Raw genomic sequence first — 20,533 nt, forward strand, 5'->3', positions numbered from 1 at the left:
TTCGAGGTCGGGCGGCCCGTGGCGGACCGCTGCTCGGACCCGGTTTATCACGGTGCGCCGACAGCTCGCCGGGCCCTAGCCTCCCGGCATGACGAGCCCCTCTTACCCGCCCAGGCCGTCCCCCGGTGACCGCATCGCCGTGCTCTCGCCCTCCTCCGGCCTGCCCGGGCTCTTACCGCTCCCCTACGAGCTGGGCCTGGAGCGGCTGCGCAAGGAGTACGGACTGGAGCCGGTCGAGTATCCGGCGACCCGCAAGATGGGCTCCACGCCCCAGGAGCGGGCCGACGACATCCACGCGGCCTTCGCCGACCCCGGCATCAAGGCGGTCATCGCGTCGATCGGCGGGGACGACCAGATCACCGTGCTGCCGCTGCTGGACCGGGAGTTGATCCGGGCCAACCCGAAGCCGTTCTTCGGGATGAGCGACAACACGAACCTGCTCGCCTACCTCCACAACAGCGGCGTCGTCGCCTTTCACGATACGAGGGTGATGTGCGAGCTGGGCCGCCCGGGGGCCATGCACCCGCAGACCGCAGAGTCCCTGCGCGCCGCCCTGTTCACCTCCGGCCCGTACGAGCTGCGGCCCGCCGAGCGGTGGCGTGACGTCGACCGGGACTGGGCGGATCCGGCGACCTTCGACGTGGAACCGGAGACCCGGCCCGGGACCGGCTGGACCTGGGTCAACGCCGACCGGGTGGTCGAGGGCCGCAGTTGGGGCGGCTGCCTGGAGATCCTCGGCTGGCTGCTGATGGCCGACCGCGAGATCGCGCACGACCTCTCCGAGCACGACGGCGGTGTGCTGCTCCTGGAGACCTCTGAGGAGATGCCGAGCGCCACGGAGGTCTTCCGCACCCTGCGCAACATGGGCGAACGCGGGCTGCTCCAGCGCTTCTCGGCCCTCCTGATGGGCCGCCCGAAGACCTGGTCCTTCGAGCGGCCCAACGGCCCGGAGGAGGCCGCTCGTCACGCGTCCGACCAGCGTGAGGCCGTCCTGAGCGCCATGCGGGCCTACGCCCCCGACGCCACGATCGTCTTCGACGTCGACTTCGGACACACCGATCCGCAGCTGGTGATCCCGTACGGCGGGACCGTGCGCGTGGACGGACCGGCCCGGCACATCACGGTCACGTACTGAGTGCCCCGGGGCCTCCACGCGCCCCCGTAACCCACCGTCACTGTGGGTAGTTGACGCGGCATGCACGACGTACGCACCGTAAAGACCCCCTCCATGCCGCGCCTCGCGGCCGCCTCGCTCGCCGGCACGGCCATCGAGTTCTACGACTTCTTCGTCTACGGCACCGCGGCGGCCCTGATCCTGGGGCCGCTGTTCTTCCCGACCTTCTCGCCGGTGGCGGGGACGCTGGCCGCCTTCGCCACCTTCGGCGTGGGCTTCATCGCGCGACCGCTGGGGTCGGTGCTGTTCGGGCACATCGGGGACCGGCGCGGTCGGCGCCCGGTCCTCGTCGCCTCCCTCCTGCTGACCGGTGCCTCCACGGTCGCGGTCGGCTGTGTGCCGACGTACGAGGCGATCGGCGTGGCCGCTCCCCTGCTGCTCCTGGTGCTGCGATTCCTCCAAGGACTGGGGCTCGGCGGGGAGTGGGGCGGGGCGGTGCTGCTGACGGTGGAGCACGCGCCCGCCGGGCGGCGCGGGCTGTGGTCGAGCTTTCCGCAGGTCGGGCCCGCGCTGGGGTTCCTGCTCGCCAACGGTGTGGTGCTGGGACTGTCGGCGACGCTGTCCGAGGCGCAGTTCGCCGCGTGGGGGTGGCGGGTGCCGTTCTGGGCGGCGGGGGTGCTGGCCGTGGTGGGGCTGTGGCTGCGTTCGTCGCTCACCGAGAGCCCCAGTTTCCTCCAGATCGACGACCACGCGCGCGTGCCGCTCGTCGAGGTCCTGCGCGACCACTGGCGCCTGCTCCTGCTGACCGGCGGGGCGCTCGCGATCGGCTACGCGATCTTCTACGCCGTGACGACCTGGTCGCTCGCCTACGGGACGGAACGGCTCGGGGTGAGCCGCAGCGTCATGCTGACCTGCATCATGGCCGCGGTGGTCGTGAAGGGCGCGCTCACGCCCCTGGTGGCGCTGCTCGGGGACCGGTACGGCCGGCGTCCCCTGTGCCTGGCCGGGTGCGCGGCCGCCGCCCTGTGGATGTTCCCGATGGTCGCGCTCCTCGCCACCGGCGCGCCGCTGCCGATGTTCCTAGGCTTCCTGGGGGCGATGCTCGCGTTCATCACGATGTTCGCCGTGATCGCCGCGTATCTGCCGGAGCTGTACGAGCCTCGGGTGCGCTGCACGGGCGCGGCGGTCGGGTACAACCTCGGCGGCGTCCTCGGGGGCGCGCTCACGCCGATCGTGGCGACGGCGCTGGCCGAGCAGAGCGGGCGGGTGCCCTGGGGCGTGGCCGCGTATCTGACGGCGATCGCGCTGTTCAGCCTGGGGTGCTTCGCGCTGTTGCCGGAGACGCGCCCGGCGCCGGTGGTGGCGGCTGCGGAGCCTGCCTCGGGCTGACCTTGGCAGTGGTGCGCGTCATCGCTTGCGCGAGCGTTACGGTGGTGCGCGTCATCGCTTGCGCGAGCGTTTACGCGCATTCACGATGAGCGGCTACGGGTTGATCGCCAGCTCCAGATACGCCGCGAACAGCACCAGATGGACCCCGCCCTGGAGGGGCGTCGCCCGGCCCGGCACTACGGTCAGCGAAGCCACCACCACAGTGAGGGCGAGCAGCACCATGTGCGTGGCACCCAGGCCGAGCACCAGCGGGCCGGACAGCCAGACGGACGCGAGCGCGACCGCTGGGATGGTCAGGCCGATGCTGGCCATGGCCGAGCCGAGGGCGAGGTTCAGGCTGGTCTGCACCCGGTCGCGTCGCGCGGAGCGCAGCGCGGCGATGGTCTCCGGGAGCAGCACCAGCAGCGCGATGATCACACCGACGACGGCGTGGTGCAGCCCGGCGGCCTCCACTCCTGACTCGATGGTGGGCGACACCCCTTTGGCCAGACCGACCACGCCGACCAGCGCCAGGCCGAGCAGCCCGAGGCTGATCAGGGCCGTACGGGCGGTCGGCGCCGCCGCGTGTTCCTCCGCCGTGATCACCTCGCCGTGCCGGGTGATCGGCAGGAAGTAGTCCCGGTGCCGCACGGTCTGCGTCGCGACGAACAGCCCGTACAGGACCAGTGAGGAAAGCGCGGCGAAGGTCAGCTGAACGGTGGAGAACTCCGGGCCCGGCTTGCTCGTGGTGAACGTCGGCAGGACCAGGCTGAGCGTGGCCAGGGTGGCGACGGTCGCGAGTGCGGCACCGGTGCCCTCGGGGTTGAAGACGGCCGTGCCGTGCCGCAGGGAGGCGACCAGAAGGCAGAGGCCGACGATGCCGTTGCAAGTGATCATCACGGCTGCGAAAACGGTGTCCCGGGCCAGTGTCGAGCTCTTGTCCCCGCCGTCGACCATCAGGGTGACGATGAGGGCGACCTCGATGATCGTGACAGCGATGGCGAGGACGAGGGAGCCGAACGGTTCGCCGACCCGGTGGGCCACCACCTCGGCGTGGTGCACGGCGGCCAGGACGGCTCCCGCGAGGACCAGGGTCGCCAGCGCGACGACCGCGACCGGCAGATCGCGCCCCCAGGTGAACACCAGCAGCACGGCCGCGAGCAGGGGCACCAGGGTCGTCCACTGTGCCGCGAGCGGCCCACGCCGAGCGATCATGCAGTGATCGTCGCAGACGTGAAGGGGCCCCGCACTCCGGTCGTGCGGGGCCCCTTCACTCGTGCCACGGGGCTACGCGAGTACACGTGCAGCGGGGCTACGCGAGCACAAATACCGTGGAGCTACGCGAGTTCGCGCTGGTCCACGAGGTCGCAGTTGGTGTACACCCGCTCGCCGATGCAGAGCGCGCCCACTCGCTCAGCCATCCTGCTGGTCTCGGGGTCGTTGCTGTTGCGCATGGCCTCCTCGAAGGAGTCGAACTCGATCAGCGCCAGATAGCGGAGCGGATTGTCACGGTCCTTCAGAAGCATGCGCTGCCTGGGGCCGCCCGACCGGCCGGCGAAGCGCCTCCCCGCCTCCTCGAAGATCTGTTCCATCTCGTCCAAGCGCTCGGTCTCGAAGTCGATGATCTGCACGAACTTCATGGCACCTCCAGCCGGCCACGGCGTCCCCGGGCCGGGGAACGCGCTCAAGAACAAGCAAGCACCGGGACCGGCGGTCGGCAATTCGCCGACCGCCGGTCCCGGTAGTGGTTGTTCCTGCGCCCGACGTGGTCAGACGTCGATGCTGTCCTTCGGAGCGCCGCCGCTCTGCGCCTGCGCCGCCTCGGCCGCCGCCTGCTTCTTCGAAGCCCGCAGGCTGGTGATCGTGGTGACGATCAGGACGGCGCAGATCACGCCGAGCGAGACCGGAATGCTGATCTCGGGGACGTGCACGCCGGACTCGTGCAGCGCGTGCAGCACCAGCTTCACGCCGATGAAGCCCAGGATGATCGACAGGCCGTAGCTGAGGTGGACCAGCCTCTTCAGCAGGCCGCCGATGAGGAAGTACAGCTGGCGCAGACCCATCAGGGCGAACGCGTTGGCCGTGAAGACGATGTAGGGGTCCTGCGTCAGGCCGAAGATCGCCGGGATGGAGTCGAGCGCGAACAGCACGTCCGTGGAACCGATCGCGAGCATCACGACCAGCATCGGGGTCATGACCCGCTTGCCGTTCTCCTGGATCCACAGCTTGGTGCCGTGGTAGCGGTCGGCCACACCGAAACGGCGCTCGGCGGCCTTGAGCAGCTTGTTCTCCTCGAACTCCTCGTCCTGCTCTTCCGCCCGGGCCTCCTGGATCAGCTTCCAGGCGGTCCAGATCAGGAAGGCGCCGAAGAGGTAGAAGACCCACGAGAAGCTGGCGAGGATCGCGGCGCCGGCGGCGATGAAGATGGCCCGCAGGACCAGGGCTATGAGGACACCGATCAGGAGTACGCGCTGCTGGTACTGCGAGGGCACCGCGAACTTCGCCATGATCAGGACGAAGACGAAGAGGTTGTCGACGCTCAGCGACTTCTCGGTGATGAAGCCCGCGAAGAACTCGCCGGCGGGCTGGCCGCCGCCGAACATGAACAGGCCGAGCCCGAAGAGCGCGGCCAGGACGATCCAGACGACCGTCCAGATCCCGGCTTCCTTGATCGATACGTCGTGCGGCTTGCGGCCGATGAAGAAGTCGACCGCGATCAGGGCTGCGAGCCCCACGATCGTCAGGACCCATAGGGTCACGGAAACATCCACTGCGCCTCCGGCAGTCGTAACGGCAAATGTCAGCGTCGTCGCTGCCGGAGGTCTCTTCCACCCAAGGATGGGCCGACGCCCCGGGATCTGGCCTGATCCGTATTGACGGGTACGCCGCAGCAGACAGGGAGTACTCCCCTCCGTGCCGATAACAGTACCGCAATCACCAAGAGCAGGTAAAGCGCTTGGCAAAAGAAAGGCCAAAACCCCTGGTCAGACGGCTTTACACATACTTGGTACGGGCGGCCGCGACCTGGGCGAGCACCTGCTGGAGGACCTGACTGCCCGGCGGCACGAGCGAGGGTTCGTACGTCCAGGCATGACCGACCCACGGGTCGGCGAGATGGTCGTCGGGCACCGGTGTCAGTCGCAGCAGCGAACGCCACAGCGGGTCGAGCAAAGGCCCGTACCCGGAGGACTCCTCACGGTCGGCCACCATCATCAGGTGGACGCCGAAGGCGGGACCCTCGTCGGCGAGATAGCGCAGCTGGTTCACGGCCCGGTCGTCGAAGCCGTGCGGGAAGTCGTTGACGATCAGCAGTTGCTGTGAGGTGTCGAAACCGGGCGGCAGGGAGTCGGCGGCGCCTCCCCGCACCGCCATCTGCACCAGGTCGACCCTCTGCGTGAGCCGGGCCAGCACGTCCGCCACCCCGGCGGCGCCGAGCGCGGGCGGGGCCGCGAGCACACCGGTCCGCACGAGGGGTGCGAGCGGCTGCGCACCCGAGCCCGCCGGGTCGATGACGTGGACGGTGAACTCCCCCGCCGGGTAGACGGCGAGCAGCCGCGCCGCGTGCGCGACCGCCGTCTCCATGGCGAGACGCCCCAGGGCGTGCGAGTCCGCGAACGAACCGTCGGACGATCCGGTCCGGCCGCTGTCGATCCACAGGCCGCGCTCCAGCGGCAGCCGGACCAGCATCGGGATGCGGATCCCGTCGGCCTCGGGGAGATGGAGGTCGCCCAGGCGCAGGGCCATGGGGATCTCCATCGGCACCCGGTAATCGTGCCAGACGGGGCTGTCCCAGCGGGCGTACGCCGGTGGGAGGGCCGGTTCGACGACCTCGGCCTCGGCCGTGAGCTGGGCGAGGTCCCGGTCGAGGGCCTCGGCGGCCTGGGCGACGAGCTGGGCGTGCCGGGCGCGGGCCGCCTCGCGGGCGGCGTCGCCCTGTCCGCCGATCCGGCTGCGCGGGTCGGAGAGGACCTGTTCGAGCTCCTTGTCCATGCGGGACTCGGCGAAGTCGACGGCGCTGCGATAGGCGGCGGTGCTGCGGGCCAGGTCCTCGAACATGCCCCACACCTGGTTGTAGAGCCGCTCGTCCATGGACCAGCCGGTCGCGTCGCCCGCGACGGGCTGGGCGGGCTGCCCGGGTGCGGCCGGGGGCGCGGTGGGCGGCGGCGGGGGCGGAGCGGCGTTCTGGCGGCGCGGGTGGCTGTAGTCGATCGGGCCGCCCGCGGTGGGCGTGGACGACTGCGTGACGGCGTCGGGGTCCGGCGCCGGGCCGGGATACGACGGCATCTGCGGCACGGGCTGCCCCGGCCCGCCGGGCGTCTGACCGCCGTACGGCGACGCCGGTGGTGCCTGGCCCGGCTGAGGAGCGCCGCCGCCCTGGTCCGGGCCGAGGGCCGGGGCCGCCGCCTGCCGGGAGCGGTCGCCGTCCGCCGTGCGCGGCGGGGGCGCCTGCACCGAGCGGGCCAGTCCCTGGGCCACCGCGTCGTCGATGCCGCCGGCGAGCTGGCGGGCCTGGGGCAGCCCCTGGTCGGTGAGGAGTTCGGCGAGGCCGCCGGCGTAGCCCTGGCCGACAGCGCGCACCTTCCAGGCGCCCTGCCGGCGGTAGAGCTCCAGGGCGACGACGGCCGACTCGGCTTCCAGGCCGGTGATGGTGTAGCTGGCGATCTCGGCGCCGTCGAGGCCGGTCACGGCGACGAACGGGGCGGCCACGGCACCGAAGCGGACCGGGCCCGCCCCGGCGGCGGGCAGGGCGAGCAGCACGCCGACACGGTGGACGGCCTCCGGCACGGCGTCCAGATCCACCGCGAGGCGATGGTCGGCGGCGGCCTGCCGGGAGACCTCGAGGCCCGGCTGGGTGGGTGCGCCCGGGTGGGCGACCCACTCCACGCCGTGGATCCGGCCGTTCTCGTCACTGAGCGCGGCCGCGGCCACGATCGGTGTGCCGGCCGAGACCCGGATCTCGAGACGGGCCTGGGAGAGCGGGTGGTTCTGCCCCCGCACCAGCTCGGCCGTCATCGCCTTCCCCCTGTGTCGTTGTGTGGTGTCGTGTGCCGCTACCGGCCCGCCCCGGCCGGTACCCCCCGGAGCCTCAGAGGACCGGCAGGATCGCCGGCATCAGGTCCTGGAAGGTGCGGCCGTTGGCCGGGTTGCCGAGGGCCGTCAGCGTCCAGCCCGGGCCCGAGCGGTGCACCTTGGCCATGATCTGGGCCGTGTACTGGCCGCCTCCGGCCAGCGTGTAGCGGGCGAGCTCCTGGCCGTTGGTCTCGTCGACCAGGCGGCAGAACGCGTTCTGCACCTCCTGGAACGTCTGGCCCGTGAAGGAGTTCACGGTGAAGACGATCTGGTCGATGTGGACCGGGACGCGCGACAGGTCGACGAGGATCGCCTCGTCGTCGCCGCCCTGGCCGACACCGCCGACGAGGTTGTCGCCGGTGTGGCGCACCGAGCCGTCGTCGCTCACCAGGTGGCGGAAGAAGACGACGTCGACCGGCTGCTTGTCGGCGAACAGGACGGCCGAGGCGTCGAGGTCGACCTCTCGCGTACGCGAGCCGAACAGGCCGCGCCGGGGAGCCGCCTGCCAGCCGAGACCCATGCGCACCGCGGTCAGGCTGCCGCCGTCGTTCTTCTGCAGACTGATGGCCTGACCCTTGGTCATGTTGACGGTCACGCGCTGATCCCCTCTCGGACGTCCCCTGTTGCCGCGCAGTCGCGGTTGATCAGAACACTACGCAGGGGCACTGACAGTGACGTACCCCGGTCCGCACTTTGTGTCGGTCTTGCAACACTGCGCGTACGCGGTCCGCTGTCAGGCCAGGCCCGCCTCCTTCATCTGGCGCAGTTCCTTCTTCATCTCGGAGACCTCGTCGCGCAGCCGGGCAGCGATCTCGAACTGGAGATCCGCGGCGGCGGCCCGCATGCGTGCGGTGAGTTCCTCGATCTGCTCGCTGAGTTCGGCCGCGGGGCGGTCGGTCGGCACCGTCTCCTTGGCCTTGCCCCTGCCCTTGCCCGGCTTGGCACTCTCGGCCGCCCTGCTCAAGGAGGGCACGGGCGCCTTGGTCGCCCCGCCGTCCTTCTTCGCCTTGCGGAAGCCCGAGCCGAGCAGCTGCTCGGTGTCGATGTCCTCACGGGCGATCTGGGCGACGATGTCGTTGATCTTCTTGCGGAGGGGCTGGGGGTCGATGCCCCGCTCCTTGTTGTACGCGACCTGCTTCTCCCGGCGCCGGTTGGTCTCGTCGATGGCCTTCGCCATCGCCGGGGTGATCTTGTCCGCGTACATGTGGACCTGACCGGAGACGTTGCGCGCGGCGCGGCCGATGGTCTGGATCAGGGAGGTGCCGGAGCGCAGGAAGCCCTCCTTGTCGGCGTCCAGGATCGCCACCAGGGACACCTCGGGCAGGTCGAGGCCCTCCCGCAGGAGGTTGATGCCGACCAGCACGTCGTACTCGCCGGCGCGCAGCTCACGCAGGAGTTCGACACGGCGCAGGGTGTCGACGTCGCTGTGCAGGTAGCGCACCTGGATGCCCAGCTCCAGGAAGTAGTCCGTGAGGTCCTCGGCCATCTTCTTGGTGAGCGTGGTGACCAGGACGCGCTCGTCCTTCTCGGTACGCTGCCGGATCTCGTGCACCAGGTCGTCGATCTGACCCTCGGTGGGCTTGACGACGACTTCCGGGTCGACGAGGCCGGTGGGCCTGATGATCTGCTCGACGACTCCGTCCGAGCGGGAGAGCTCGTAGGCGCCCGGGGTCGCCGACAGATAGACCGTCTGGCCGATGCGCTCCTGGAACTCCTCCCACTTCAGCGGGCGGTTGTCCAGGGCGGAGGGCAGCCGGAAGCCGTGGTCGACGAGGGTGCGCTTGCGGGAGGCGTCGCCCTCGTACATGGCGCCGATCTGCGGGACCGTGACGTGTGACTCGTCGATGACGAGGAGGAAGTCGTCCGGGAAGTAGTCCAGCAGGGTGTTGGGCGGGGAGCCGGGCAGGCGGCCGTCGAAGTGCATCGAGTAGTTCTCCACGCCGGAGCAGGAGCCGATCTGGCGGAGCATCTCGATGTCGTAGGTCGTGCGCATCCTGAGGCGCTGGGCCTCCAGGAGCTTGCCCTGCTTCTCCAGCTCGGCGAGGCGCTCCCCCAGCTCCTTCTCGATGTCGTTGATGGCCCGCTCCAGGCGCTCGGGCCCTGCGACGTAGTGGGAGGCCGGGAAGACGTACAGCTGCTGGTCGTCGCTGATGATCTCGCCGGTGACCGGGTGCAGCGTGGACAGCGCCTCGATCTCGTCGCCGAACATCTCGATGCGGACGGCCAACTCCTCGTAGACCGGGAAGATCTCGATGGTGTCGCCCCGGACGCGGAAGGTGCCGCGGGTGAAGGCCATGTCGTTGCGCGTGTACTGGATGTCCACGAAGCGGCGCAGCAGCTCGTCGCGGTCGTGCTCCTCGCCGACGCGCAGGGGGACCATGCGGTCCACGTACTCCTGTGGCGTACCGAGGCCGTAGATGCAGGAGACCGAGGCGACCACGACGACGTCGCGGCGGGTGAGCAGCGAGTTGGTCGCGGAGTGGCGCAGGCGCTCGACCTCCTCGTTGATCGAGGAGTCCTTCTCGATGTAGGTGTCCGACTGCGGGACGTAGGCCTCGGGCTGGTAGTAGTCGTAGTACGAGACGAAGTACTCGACCGCGTTGTTCGGGAGGAGCTCTCGGAACTCGTTCGCCAGCTGGGCGGCCAGCGTCTTGTTCGGCGCCATCACGAGCGTGGGGCGCTGGAGCTTCTCGATCATCCACGCGGTGGTGGCGGACTTGCCGGTGCCGGTCGCGCCCAGCAGGACGACGTCCTTCTCGCCTGCCTGGATGCGCTGGGCGAGTTCGGCGATGGCCGTCGGCTGGTCGCCGCTCGGCTGGTAGGGGCTGACGACCTCGAAGGGCGCCACCGTGCGTTCGATGTGGGAAACGGGCCGCATGGGTTCCACCGTACGACCCCGCACTGACAACAGGCTCCGATCAGCGGTTCTGCGGGGTTCGGGGGCCGCGGTGCTCCACGGTGCGGCGGGCGCGGAGCCGCATGCGCTGCGGGTTGTGGGCGGTGTGGGTGTGGGCCGGGATGCCGGGCCGCTGCTCGACGGCGACGACCGAGGGCTTCCCCATGACGATCAGCGGGTCGAACATCACCACGACGCCCGCGAGGAGGAGGAAGGCGAGCGGGCCGATCAGCATGGGCGCGAGCAGGGCCGCCGGCGACTGCCCCGCTGTGGGTTCGGCCGTGCCGTGCAGGTGGACGCTGAGGGCGGCCATCCCGGTGTAGTGCATGCCGCTGACGGCGAGTCCCATGACGAGGCTGGCGCCCACGCTCCACAGGAGGCCCCTGACCTGGCCGGCCGCCCACAGGGCGGCCGTGGCGGCGGCCATGGCGATCGCTACGGAGATGCCGACGGTGAGCGTGTTGTACTCCAGCTTCCCGTCCAGGCTCATGCTGGCCATGCCGAGGTAGTGCATCGACGCGATGCCCAGGCCCGTGATGGTGCCGCCGGTGAACAGGGCAGTTCCGCGGGCTCCCTTGTAGCCGACGATGAAGATCCCGATGCCCACCATCACGATCGCGACGGCCAGGCTCGCGAAGGTCATCGGCATGTCGTAGTGGATCGGGGTCCCGCGGATCGTGAACCCCATCATCGCGATGAAGTGCATGGTCCATATGCCGGAGCCGATGGCGGCCGAGCCGAGGGCGAGCCATCCGGGGCGCCAGGACTGGGCGACGAGCATGGACCTGGTGGTGCAGCGCAGCCCCAGGGCGCCGCCGAGGCAGGCCATGAGGTAGGCCACCAGGGGTGTGACCAGGCCGTAGCTGAATCCGTCGACCGTGCCCTGCATGCGCGGCTGCCCTTCCCGCCCTGTGCGTCCCGGAATTCCTGATGTGCGCCCCCTCACAGGACCGCAGGCAGCGGTCAGGGTGGACGCAGTGAGTATGACCCCCACCGGAATGGTCGAACGACTTTCCGGCAAAGAAACACGCCCTTGCCGCAGTTGTGCGGTACCCGTGAGCGGAGTTGGGTCTCCTCCATTCAACCTGTGGTCATCCTGTACCCCTCTCGTGTTGACCCTCTGCTGTCACAGTTGAGCTGTCCGTGATGCCGTGATCGCTCGACGCGAGGAGTACGCATGCACGCGCGCGCTGTTGCCGCCTCGACCACCGCGCTCCTGGGGACCATCACCCTCCTGTTCCCCGCCTCCCCGGCGCGGGCCGCCGGCGGCGGGCCGGTGGTCATCGCGCACCGGGGGGCCTCCGCGTACGCGCCCGAGAACACCCTGGCCGCCGTGGACAAGGCGGCCGAGCTGGGCATCCGCTGGGTGGAGAACGACGTGCAGCGGACCAAGGACGGCGAGCTCGTCGTCCTCCACGACGACAACCTGCGGCGCACCACCGACGTCGAGGAGGTCTTCCCCGACCGGGCTCCCTGGAAGGTCAAGGACTTCACCGCCACCGAGATCGCCCGCCTCGACGCGGGCAGCTGGTTCGGCCCGGCGTACGCGGGCGCGCGCGTGCCGACGCTGGAGCAGTTCGTGAACCGCGTCGAGCGTCATCACCAGAAGCTGCTCCTTGAGATCAAGAACCCGGAGCTGTATCCGGGCATCGAGCGGCAGACGCTCAAGGTCCTCAGCAACGAGGGCTGGCTGGACCGGTCGCATCTGGCGGGCCGGCTGATCGTGCAGAGCTTCAGCGCGGACAGCGTGCGGACGGTGCACGAGCTGAAGCCCGCCGTGAAGACCGGCTTCCTGGGCACGCCGCCCGTGTCGGACCTGCCGGGCTACGCCGGTTTCGCCGACCAGATCAACCCGTCGTACGGCTCGATCTCCACGGCCTACGTGGCCTCCGTCCAGGCGTTCACCGGACCGCACGGCAGGCCGCTGGAGGTCTTCACCTGGACGGTCGACGACGCGGCGACGGCTCAGCGGGTCGCCGGGTACGGGGTCGACGGGATCATCACGAACAAGCCGGATGTGGTGCGGGAGGCCGTGGAGGGGTGAGGCCTGCCGCCGGCGGGCGGTCCGTCCGGCCGGAGCGGCGTTGTCAGTGGTGGGTCGTACGGTGGGCGCATGGACAGCCATGGGCAGGGTGAGCAGCGGGTCGTGTGGGGCGTCGTCGACAGCGACATCGGCCCGCTGCTGCTGGCGGCGACCCGCGAAGGCCTGGTCAACGTGATCTTCCACGCCACGGACGCGGTGCGGGACCGGGCGGTCGAGCGGCTGGCGTCACGGCTCGGCACCGAGCCCGTCGAGGCGCCCGGCTCCCCACTGCTGACCGAGGCGATACGTCAGGTCGAGGCGTACTTCGCGGGTGAGCGCCGGGACTTCGACCTGCCGCTGGACTGGTCGCTGATCTCCGGCTTCAACCGGGAGGTCCTGCGCGAGCTGGCATCCGGTGTGCCGTACGGCACGGTCGTCGGGTACGGCGATCTGGCCGGGCGGGTCGGCCAGCCGGGCGCCGCCCAGGCCGTGGGCATGGCGATGGGCGCCAATCCGCTGCCGGTGGTGGTGCCCTGTCACCGGGTCGTCGAGAGCGGCGGCGGCATCGGCGGCTTCGGGGGCGGGCTGGAGACCAAGCGGAAGCTGCTCGCCCTCGAAGGGGTGCTGCCCGAGCCGCTGTTCTGAGGACGGGCTGGTCAGTCGTAGTGCCGCGCCTCGAAGACGTTGCCGTCCGGGTCGCGGAAGTAGAAGCTGCGCGTGGCCTTGCCCCGGGCCCCGAAGGAGTCGTACGAGAGGTCCGACACCGGTACGGAGCGTTCCTCCAGGCGGCTGAGAAGGGTGTCGAAGTCGCCCCGGGGCAGTGACAGGCAGACGTGGTTGGCGGGGTGCCCCGCGCTGTCGGCGGCGCCGGGCAGCATGGTCATGCGTTCCGCGAAGGTCAGCGGCATGAGGTCGAGGATGGTCTCGTCGTTGACGCGTACGGAGGGGAACGGCACCTCACCGGCGGCGAACTCGGTGAGCCTGATCGTCTCCAGGCCGACGGCCTTCTCGTAGAAGTCGGCGGCTGCGACCGGGTCGCGCACCCAGAGGACGACGTGGTCGAGTCGTGGTGTGTTGTCCGTCATGCATCCCAGGCTGGTGACGTCGCCGACAGCCCGCAAGGGTTTGGCCCGGCGCGCCGCCCGCCAGAGATGAGGGAAGACCGACCGACAGGAGGCAGGCGCGTGGTGCTGGTGGTGTCAGAAGAAGTGCGGGAGGCGATCGACGCGCGTCGGCCCGTGGTGGCCCTGGAGTCCACGATCATCGCCCACGGGCTGCCGCGGCCGCGCAACCTCCAGGTGGCACTGGAGCTGGAGACGGCCGTGCGGCAGGAGGGCGCGGTGCCCGCGACGATCGCCGTGCTGGACGGGCGGCCTCATGTCGGGCTGGACAAGGAGCAGCTGGAGCGGGTCGCGAACGAGGACGGCATCCGCAAGCTGGGCCACCGCGACCTGCCGCTCGCGACGGCCTCCGGGGCGAGCGGGGCGACCACGGTGTCGGCGACGGCGCTGCTGGCGGCGCTGGCGGGCGTACACGTGTTCGCGACGGGTGGGCTCGGCGGGGTGCACCGGGAGTGGACGGTGACGCAGGACGAGTCGGCCGACCTGGGGCTGCTGGCGCGGACGCGGATCACCGTGGTGTGTGCCGGGGTGAAGTCGATCCTGGACGTCCCGGCGACCTTGCAGCGGTTGGAGACGCTGGGTGTCGCGGTCGCCGGGTACGGCACCGACCGGTTCCCCGGCTTCTATCTGTCCGACTCGGGGCATCCGGTGGACTGGACGCTGCGGACGCCGGAGCAGGTGGCGGGCGTCATGCGGGCCCAGGACGCACTCGCCGGGCCGGAGTCGGCGCTGATCGTCGCCAATCCCGTGCCCGAGGACGAGCAGCTCGATCCGGAGCTGCACGCGCGCGTGCTCGCGGACGCGCTGCGCGCGTGCGAGGAGGAGGGGATCACCGGCCAGGCGGTCACGCCGTTCCTGCTCGACTACCTCGTACGGCACACCGACGGCGCCTCCCTGAGCGCCAATCTGGCGGCGGTCCGCGGCAACGTACGCCTGGCGGCACGGATCGCGGCGGCCTGGGCACGGGGATGACCGGCAGCGGGGGCGACCGCGGTGCGGAGGGCGGAGCCTGCTCGGCGGAGAGCGGAGCAGGGCCAGCCAAGGGGGCGGCGGGCTCGGCGGAGAGCGGAGCCCGACCGTCGGACATGGCAGCCGGCTCGGCGGAGAGCGGGGCACGCTCGGCGAACGGCGCAGACGGCCCATCCGAGGCCGCGGCGGTCCCGGCAGCAAGCGGGACGCGCTCTGCGGGGAGTGGAACCGGCCCGATTGAGGTCGCGCCGGGCTCGGCGGAGCGTGAAACCCGCCGGGCGGAGATCGCAGCGGCCTCGGCGGAGCACGGAGCCGCCCCGGCAGAGGCCACGCCGGGTCCGCCAGAGAGCAGAACCACCCCAGCAGATGTCACGCCGAGCTCGGCGGAGAGCAAAACCGCCGCAATGGAGGTCGCCCCGCGCTCGGTGGGCCGCGGCGCGCTACTGGTCGTCGGGGACGTCATCACGGACGTCGTCGCACGGCACGAGGGGCCGCTCGCGGCCGGTACGGACACGGCTGCCTCGATCCGGACCGTGCCGGGCGGGGCGGGCGCCAACGTGGCGTGCTGGGCCGCGCACCGGGGCGCGGCGGAGGTGCGGCTGCTCGGGCGGGTGGGGGCGGAGGCCGCTGCCTGGCACGAGCGTGAGCTGGTGGCCCACGGCGTGCGTCCGCGACTCGTCGTCGACCCGCAGGCGCCGACCGGCACGGTGATCTGCCTGGTGGACGGAGGCGCTTCGGCGGAGCGGACGTTCCTCACCGACAGCGGCGCGTCGTTGCGGCTCGAACCCGCCGACTGGTCCGACAACCTGCTCGACGGCGTGGCCCGGCTGCACCTGTCGGGCTACCTCCTGTTCTCCGAAGCGAGTCGCGCCCTGGTGACGGTGGCTCTCGAAGCCGCACGCGCGCGTGGCGTGCCGGTGAGCCTGGACCCCGCGTCGGCCGGTTTCCTCGGTGAGCTGGGCGCCGGGCGGTTCCTCGCGCTCGTCGAGGGCGTGGACGTGCTGCTGCCCAGCCGGGACGAGGCGTGTCTGCTGACGGGGCTGACCGACGCGGCCGACGCGGCGGCCGAGCTGAGCCTGCGTGTCCCGCTGGTGGTCACCAAGCAGGGGCACGAGGGGGCGCTCGTGGCCCGCTCGGGCAAGGTGTGCGCCCGCGTCCCCGCCGTACCGGCGACGCCACGGGACACCACGGGCGCCGGTGACGCCTTCACCGGCGCGTTCCTCGCCGCCCTGCTCGCGGGTGCCGGGCCGGAGGACGCGGCGGCGGAGGGCTGCCGGGCGGGTGCGAGGGCGGTGGAACGGGTGGGCGGCAGACCGCCCCTGCCCGGTTGATGCCCGATACCCCGCGCCCCTGGCTACGGCTTGCGCCCCCACGCCGAGATCATCGGAGCCGTCGTCAGATCCAGGACACCGGACGTGACGTTCGCGAGATGCCGGTCGATGTCCTGGTCCGTGGCGAGGCCCGCGGTGACCAGCTGGTCGCGGATCTGACGGATCGTGACGGACTCCAGGGCGGCGCAGGCCGGCGAGCCGACGGGGAAGTAGGCGTCGGCGTACACGCGGGTCAGGCCGGCCTCCCGGAGCAGCCGCGGGAGGACGCGGCCGCAGGGGAGTTCGGTCCCGCGGTCGGCGAGGAGCCTGCGGAAGCCGTGCCGCAGCCGGTTCGCGAGCTGCTGCTCGGGGCCGTACTCGTCGGGGCAGAGCAGCGGCTGCAGGGTGGGATCGGCGTCCTCGACCAGGATGCGCCCGCCGGGGCGCAGCGCCTGGACCATGGACCGCAACGCCTGTGCCCGGTCGGTCACGTGGACGAGGGCGAGACGGGCGTGCACCAGGTCGAAGCCCTCCCCCGGCGGCTCCTGGACGCCGAGGTCGTGCACGCGCACCTCGACGGGCTGCCGGGCAGCGGGGGCGAGCCGTGAGGTGTCGGTGGCGGTCGCGACGACGCGTCCGGTCGGGCCGACCTTCTTCGCCAGCCAGGACACCACGGAGGTGCCGCCGGCTCCGACCTCCCAGCACCGCCAGCCTGATCCGATGCCGAGCGCTTCGAGATGCCGGAACGTCGTGGGGTCGAAGAGAGCGGCGAAGGCGCTGAAGTGCTCTGCCGCCTCGGTCTGCCGGTTGTCGAGGAGGTACCCATCGGTTCGCGTCATGCCGCGATCATCCCAGTTGTCCGACTTGTCCGCGACGGTCGACGCTCCGGTACGGAGAGGCGACGCTCACGTGCGGAGAACCACATGGCCCCAGCACACGTCGATGTCTCAGGACGACGGACCCGGCGGGAGTCCCTCTGTCCCAGCCGGCAACGACCTCGTCCACAGCCGGGAACAAAGCGGAACGAGCCGTTTCCACAGGCTTACTCGCAGCTCACGTCGGCCTGGCAGACTGACGAACCAAGGCGCGGGACGGCGCGCGGAGCTCCACGCAAGGAGATGCAGATGTCCATGGCAGGGAATCTGCGGAAGGTCACGAGCCTCGGCGGGGTCGGCGGCCTCCGCAAGGTGGCTCGGCTGGCTCGGCGGCGGCCGCGCGTCGACCTGAGTCACCCGGCCCGCTCCCCGCTGGGCTCCTCGGTGGTGAACTGCGTGACGTACCGGGACGGCGTCCGCACCGCTGCGCGCGGCGATCTGGTGGACGCCGTGGAGTCGGTGCGCAAGAAGGGCGAGGGCTTCGTCTGGCTCGGCCTGCACGAGCCGACCGACCGGGAGTTCGCGGGCATCGCCGAGCTCTTCGACCTGCACCCCCTGGCCGTGGAGGACGCCGTCGAGGCCCACCAGCGCCCCAAGCTGGAGCGCTACGACGAGACGCTCTTCGCGGTGTTCAAAACGGTCTGCTACGTCGAACACGAAGAACTCACGGCCACCAGCGAGGTGGTGAACACCGGCGAGATCATGGTCTTCGTCGGCAAGGACTTCGTGATCACGGTGCGCCACGGCCGGCACGGCTCGCTGGGCCCGCTGCGCGAGGAGCTGGAGTCCGATCCCCACCAACTGGCGAAAGGCCCGTCCGCGGTGCTGCACGCGATCGCGGACCATGTGGTGGACGACTACCTGACCGTCACGGACTCGGTGCACGCGGACATCGACCAGGTCGAGACGGAGGTCTTCGCGGAGACCGGCGCCCGGGTGGACCCGGGGCGCATCTACCAGCTCAAGCGTGAACTCCTCGAGCTGAAGCGGGCGGTGGTGCCGCTCAGCCGGCCGCTGGAGGATCTCGCCACCCGGCCGATCCGGGCGGTCGACCCGGAGATACAGGCGTACTTCCGCGATGTCTCGGACCACCTGCTGCGGGCGAAGGAGCAGATCGCCGCCTTCGACGAACTGCTCAACTCCATCCTCCAGGCGCACCTGGCGCAGGTCACGGTCGCGCAGAACGAGGACATGCGGAAGATCACGGCGTGGGCCGCGATCATCGCCGTGCCGACGATGGTCTGCGGGGTGTACGGCATGAACTTCGACCACATGCCGGAACTGCACTGGCGGTACGGCTACGGCATGGTCATCGGCGTCATATCCGTCGCGTGCCTGACGCTGTACCGGGGGTTCCGGCGCAGCGGCTGGCTCTGACGAGGGCCGTGCCCCGCGCGGTCGAGGGCGGGGCGATGCGCGATCAGCGCTGGGTGGTCCTGGCGTAGACGCTCTCGGCCCAGGATGCGATCTGGTCGCCCGCCAGATGCCGGGCCAGGTCGGCTTCACTGATCATGCCGACCAGGCGCTTGTCCCGGATGACGGGCAGGCGGCGGATCTGGTGCTCCTGCATCTCGTGGAGCACCTCGCCGACATCGGCGTCCGCGTCGATCCAGCGAGGGGTTCCCTTGGCCATCTCGCCCGCGGTGACCTCGGCGGGGTCGTGGCCCAGGGCGACGCAGCCGACGACGATGTCGCGGTCGGTGAGGATGCCGCAGAGCCGCTCGTTCTCGTCGCTGATGGGCAGGGCGCCGACGTTCAGTTCGCGCATGAGCTGGGCCGCGCGGTCGAGGGTCTCGTGGGCGGGGATCCACTGGGCGCCGCGGTGCATGATGTCTCCGGCGGTGGTCATGAAGTACCTCCCGGTGCCGGACGGCCGGCGCGGCGCGGGAGGCACCGCGAGTCCCGGCGCCCTTCATTCTCGCCGCGTCACCCGGCGCCCGCACACGCAACAGCGCCCCGGGCCCGCGGCAGCCGCCACCATCGGGCCCGGGAGCAGCCGGACCAGCATCGGGATGCGACCCGGCAGCGGCTCAGCCGCTCCACGCCGGGTGGCGCGGATCATCGGCCCGTACCAGGACGTCGGCCGTGCCCGCCGGGCCGGTCTCCTGCTCGTAGCGCTCGAAGGCCGGCAGGGTCCAGTGCTCGGCCTCGGGCGTGCGGCGGCGCAGGGCGCCCGGGGAGAGCCGGACATGAACGCTCAGATCGAAGGGGAACCAGTGCCGAAGGAGGAAGGGCCCGTGGAGCAACAGCACACCGCCGGGCGGCAGCTGGACATAGGGGCTGCGGGTGGCCCGGTCGGCGGCCGGGTCCCACAGGTCCGGCAGGACGCGGCCGTCGCCGCCGGCTTCGAGGGGGCCGAACACCTCGCGCCACAGGGCGTTGGTGTCGTACCAGCCGCTGTAGTAGGACTCCAGGTCCCGGTGGCCGTACTCCAGTCGCACGGAGGCGGGGCGCAGGAAGCCCTCCGTGCCCACGACGAGCGAGGAACGGCCGCGTATGCGCAGCGCCTCGGAGACCCGCCGGGCGAGGTCTCCCGGGCGGGCGGCCGGGGCGCCGTCGAAGGCGATGCGCGGCCAGGGACTGCCGTCGGCGGGCTTCAGTTCGAGCAGGCGCTCGGCGAGCAGGTCGCCGAGCCGGTCCCAGGTGATCGCTTCGAGTCGCACACGGCCCATGATGCGCCAGGCCGCGGCAGGACGTGTCAGGCCGGCGAGCGCCGCGGACACCGGGGAGGACACGGCAGAACGAGAGGCGCCGGGATCGCCGGGGCCTCCCCCGGCGGATGCGGTGCGCGCCGCCGCGGTGGGAATGAACTCTCTATGGTCCATGAACCCCCTGTGGTCCCGGAACCCCGTACGGTCCCGCGCGCGACGCTCCCGTCCCGCACCGGACTTCTCGTCTTCCAGCCCCTCAAGCGGCGGCACTGCGCCGAGTGCCGGCGAGGGCCGCTGCCGCTGCTGGTCCTGGAGGACGGTGTCCCGCGCTGCCTCGACTGCGCCGACCTGGGGCATCTGGTGTTCCTGCCGAGCGGCGACACCGCGCTGACGCGCAGATCGCGGGAGGAGAGCGTGCTGTCGGCGGTGGTCGTGCGGTTCAACCGGCGCAAGAGCCGTTACGAGCGGCAGGGCGTTCTGGTCGAGGAGGCGGCACTCGCGAGGGCCGAGCAGCGCTGCCTGGCGGACGCCGAGGCGCGACGGCGGCGCCGTGTGCGGGACGCGCGGCGGCGGTCGGCTCAGGACGCCCGGTTCACTCAGGCGTTCGCGGCGGAGATACGGCGGCTGTTCCCCGGATGCCCGGCCGACCGTGCGCGGGCCATCGCCGCGCACGCCGCCGAGCGGGGCAGCGGGCGGGTGGGCCGCAGCGCGGCCGGGCGGGCGCTGACGGAGGGGGCGGTGACCTCGGCGGTCGTGGCGTCCGTACGGCATCTGGACACGCCGTACGACCGGCTGCTGATGAGCGGCGTGCCGCGGCACGAGGCGCGGCGGCGCATCGCGGCGGTGGTGGAGACGGTGGTGAGGGGGTGGACCGAGGCGGGGCTCGGTTCCGCCGGGTGACCCGGTCCGGGGGCCGGCGGCGCCACCGCGGGCCGGAGGTGCGGCCGCTGTTCGCCCGCATGGCAATCGCCACGACATGCGGGCTGGGGTTCGCCCCCCTCGTCAGGTCGCCACGACATGCGGCCGGAGGTGCGCCCCCTCGTCAGGCCCCACGACATGCCGCCGGAGGTGCGCCCCTCTCGGCAGGTCGCCTCGGCGGCGCGGCCGGTCGGCCGTACGGTGGCGCTCGCGTGCCG

Annotated in this window: 19 protein-coding genes; 8 read left to right on the forward strand and 11 right to left on the reverse strand. The window is 71.4% G+C overall.

Annotated features, from left to right (window positions below):
• The first annotated feature begins 88 nt into the window (after window positions 1-88).
• A complete protein-coding gene (locus tag CP976_RS11235; RefSeq protein ID WP_150480222.1) occupies window positions 89-1,135 on the forward strand; it encodes a S66 family peptidase in 1,047 nt (348 codons plus the stop codon).
• A 60-nt stretch (window positions 1,136-1,195) separates the two neighbouring features.
• A complete protein-coding gene (locus tag CP976_RS11240; protein ID WP_229875806.1) occupies window positions 1,196-2,503 on the forward strand; it encodes an MFS transporter in 1,308 nt (435 codons plus the stop codon).
• A 93-nt stretch (window positions 2,504-2,596) separates the two neighbouring features.
• Here the strand turns inward: CP976_RS11240 and CP976_RS11245 are convergent, their stop codons facing one another.
• From CP976_RS11245 to CP976_RS11275, 7 genes are all read right to left on the reverse strand, one after another.
• Window positions 2,597-3,697: a calcium:cation antiporter gene (locus tag CP976_RS11245; RefSeq protein WP_150480223.1), complete on the reverse strand. Its 1,101-nt coding sequence runs from the start codon at window positions 3,695-3,697 to the stop codon at window positions 2,597-2,599.
• Window positions 3,698-3,819: 122 nt separating this feature from the next.
• Window positions 3,820-4,122 (reverse strand): hypothetical protein, encoded by a 303-nt coding sequence (locus CP976_RS11250; RefSeq protein ID WP_150480224.1) that lies wholly within the window; start codon window positions 4,120-4,122, stop codon window positions 3,820-3,822.
• A 129-nt stretch (window positions 4,123-4,251) separates the two neighbouring features.
• Window positions 4,252-5,253 carry a TerC/Alx family metal homeostasis membrane protein gene (locus CP976_RS11255; protein ID WP_150480225.1) on the reverse strand — a complete coding sequence of 334 codons (1,002 nt, stop codon included), beginning with the start codon at window positions 5,251-5,253 and terminating at the stop codon, window positions 4,252-4,254.
• 223 nt (window positions 5,254-5,476) lie between these two features.
• Window positions 5,477-7,495 carry a TerD family protein gene (locus CP976_RS11260; RefSeq protein WP_150480226.1) on the reverse strand — a complete coding sequence of 673 codons (2,019 nt, stop codon included), beginning with the start codon at window positions 7,493-7,495 and terminating at the stop codon, window positions 5,477-5,479.
• A 73-nt stretch (window positions 7,496-7,568) separates the two neighbouring features.
• Window positions 7,569-8,147, reverse strand: a complete 579-nt coding sequence (locus CP976_RS11265) for a TerD family protein (RefSeq protein WP_059422155.1) — start codon at window positions 8,145-8,147, stop codon at window positions 7,569-7,571.
• A 138-nt stretch (window positions 8,148-8,285) separates the two neighbouring features.
• Window positions 8,286-10,430: an excinuclease ABC subunit UvrB gene (uvrB, locus tag CP976_RS11270; protein WP_150480227.1), complete on the reverse strand. Its 2,145-nt coding sequence runs from the start codon at window positions 10,428-10,430 to the stop codon at window positions 8,286-8,288.
• A 40-nt stretch (window positions 10,431-10,470) separates the two neighbouring features.
• Window positions 10,471-11,337 (reverse strand): MHYT domain-containing protein, encoded by an 867-nt coding sequence (locus CP976_RS11275; protein ID WP_150480228.1) that lies wholly within the window; start codon window positions 11,335-11,337, stop codon window positions 10,471-10,473.
• 288 nt (window positions 11,338-11,625) lie between these two features.
• Between CP976_RS11275 and CP976_RS11280 the strand changes: the two genes are divergently transcribed.
• Window positions 11,626-12,492, forward strand: a complete 867-nt coding sequence (locus CP976_RS11280) for a glycerophosphodiester phosphodiesterase (protein WP_150480229.1) — start codon at window positions 11,626-11,628, stop codon at window positions 12,490-12,492.
• 69 nt (window positions 12,493-12,561) lie between these two features.
• Complete coding sequence (locus CP976_RS11285) at window positions 12,562-13,116, forward strand: methylated-DNA--[protein]-cysteine S-methyltransferase (protein WP_150480230.1); 555 nt, start codon at window positions 12,562-12,564, stop codon at window positions 13,114-13,116.
• Between the two features lie 11 nt (window positions 13,117-13,127).
• Here CP976_RS11285 and CP976_RS11290 read toward each other — a convergent pair whose 3' ends face one another.
• Window positions 13,128-13,556 carry a VOC family protein gene (locus tag CP976_RS11290; RefSeq protein ID WP_150480231.1) on the reverse strand — a complete coding sequence of 143 codons (429 nt, stop codon included), beginning with the start codon at window positions 13,554-13,556 and terminating at the stop codon, window positions 13,128-13,130.
• A 102-nt stretch (window positions 13,557-13,658) separates the two neighbouring features.
• On the opposite strand from CP976_RS11290, the gene CP976_RS11295 reads away from it, so the two are divergent.
• Entirely contained in the window at window positions 13,659-14,564 is a 906-nt protein-coding gene (locus CP976_RS11295; protein ID WP_150485306.1) for a pseudouridine-5'-phosphate glycosidase, read from the forward strand.
• A 401-nt stretch (window positions 14,565-14,965) separates the two neighbouring features.
• On the forward strand, window positions 14,966-15,892 hold the full coding sequence (locus CP976_RS11300; RefSeq protein WP_150480232.1) for a carbohydrate kinase family protein: 927 nt from the start codon (window positions 14,966-14,968) through the stop codon (window positions 15,890-15,892).
• A 23-nt stretch (window positions 15,893-15,915) separates the two neighbouring features.
• On the opposite strand, the gene CP976_RS11305 is transcribed toward CP976_RS11300, so the two are convergent.
• On the reverse strand, window positions 15,916-16,710 hold the full coding sequence (locus tag CP976_RS11305; RefSeq protein ID WP_150480233.1) for a class I SAM-dependent methyltransferase: 795 nt from the start codon (window positions 16,708-16,710) through the stop codon (window positions 15,916-15,918).
• 285 nt (window positions 16,711-16,995) lie between these two features.
• On the opposite strand from CP976_RS11305, the gene corA reads away from it, so the two are divergent.
• The gene (gene corA / locus CP976_RS11310; RefSeq protein WP_150480234.1) at window positions 16,996-18,123 is read left to right on the forward strand and encodes a magnesium/cobalt transporter CorA; all 1,128 of its coding nucleotides are present in this window, start codon (window positions 16,996-16,998) and stop codon (window positions 18,121-18,123) included.
• 43 nt (window positions 18,124-18,166) lie between these two features.
• Here corA and CP976_RS11315 read toward each other — a convergent pair whose 3' ends face one another.
• Both CP976_RS11315 and CP976_RS11320 read right to left on the reverse strand, forming a co-directional pair.
• Window positions 18,167-18,595, reverse strand: a complete 429-nt coding sequence (locus CP976_RS11315; RefSeq protein WP_150480235.1) for a CBS domain-containing protein — start codon at window positions 18,593-18,595, stop codon at window positions 18,167-18,169.
• A gap of 181 nt (window positions 18,596-18,776) precedes the next feature.
• The gene (locus CP976_RS11320; RefSeq protein WP_150480236.1) at window positions 18,777-19,409 is read right to left on the reverse strand and encodes a nucleoside/nucleotide kinase family protein; all 633 of its coding nucleotides are present in this window, start codon (window positions 19,407-19,409) and stop codon (window positions 18,777-18,779) included.
• 153 nt (window positions 19,410-19,562) lie between these two features.
• Between CP976_RS11320 and CP976_RS11325 the strand changes: the two genes are divergently transcribed.
• A complete protein-coding gene (locus CP976_RS11325; RefSeq protein ID WP_229875807.1) occupies window positions 19,563-20,297 on the forward strand; it encodes a DUF2293 domain-containing protein in 735 nt (244 codons plus the stop codon).
• The last annotated feature ends 236 nt before the right edge of the window (window positions 20,298-20,533 follow it).

Source organism: Streptomyces coeruleorubidus (assembly GCF_008705135.1).
GTDB classification, from domain to species: domain Bacteria; phylum Actinomycetota; class Actinomycetes; order Streptomycetales; family Streptomycetaceae; genus Streptomyces; species Streptomyces coeruleofuscus.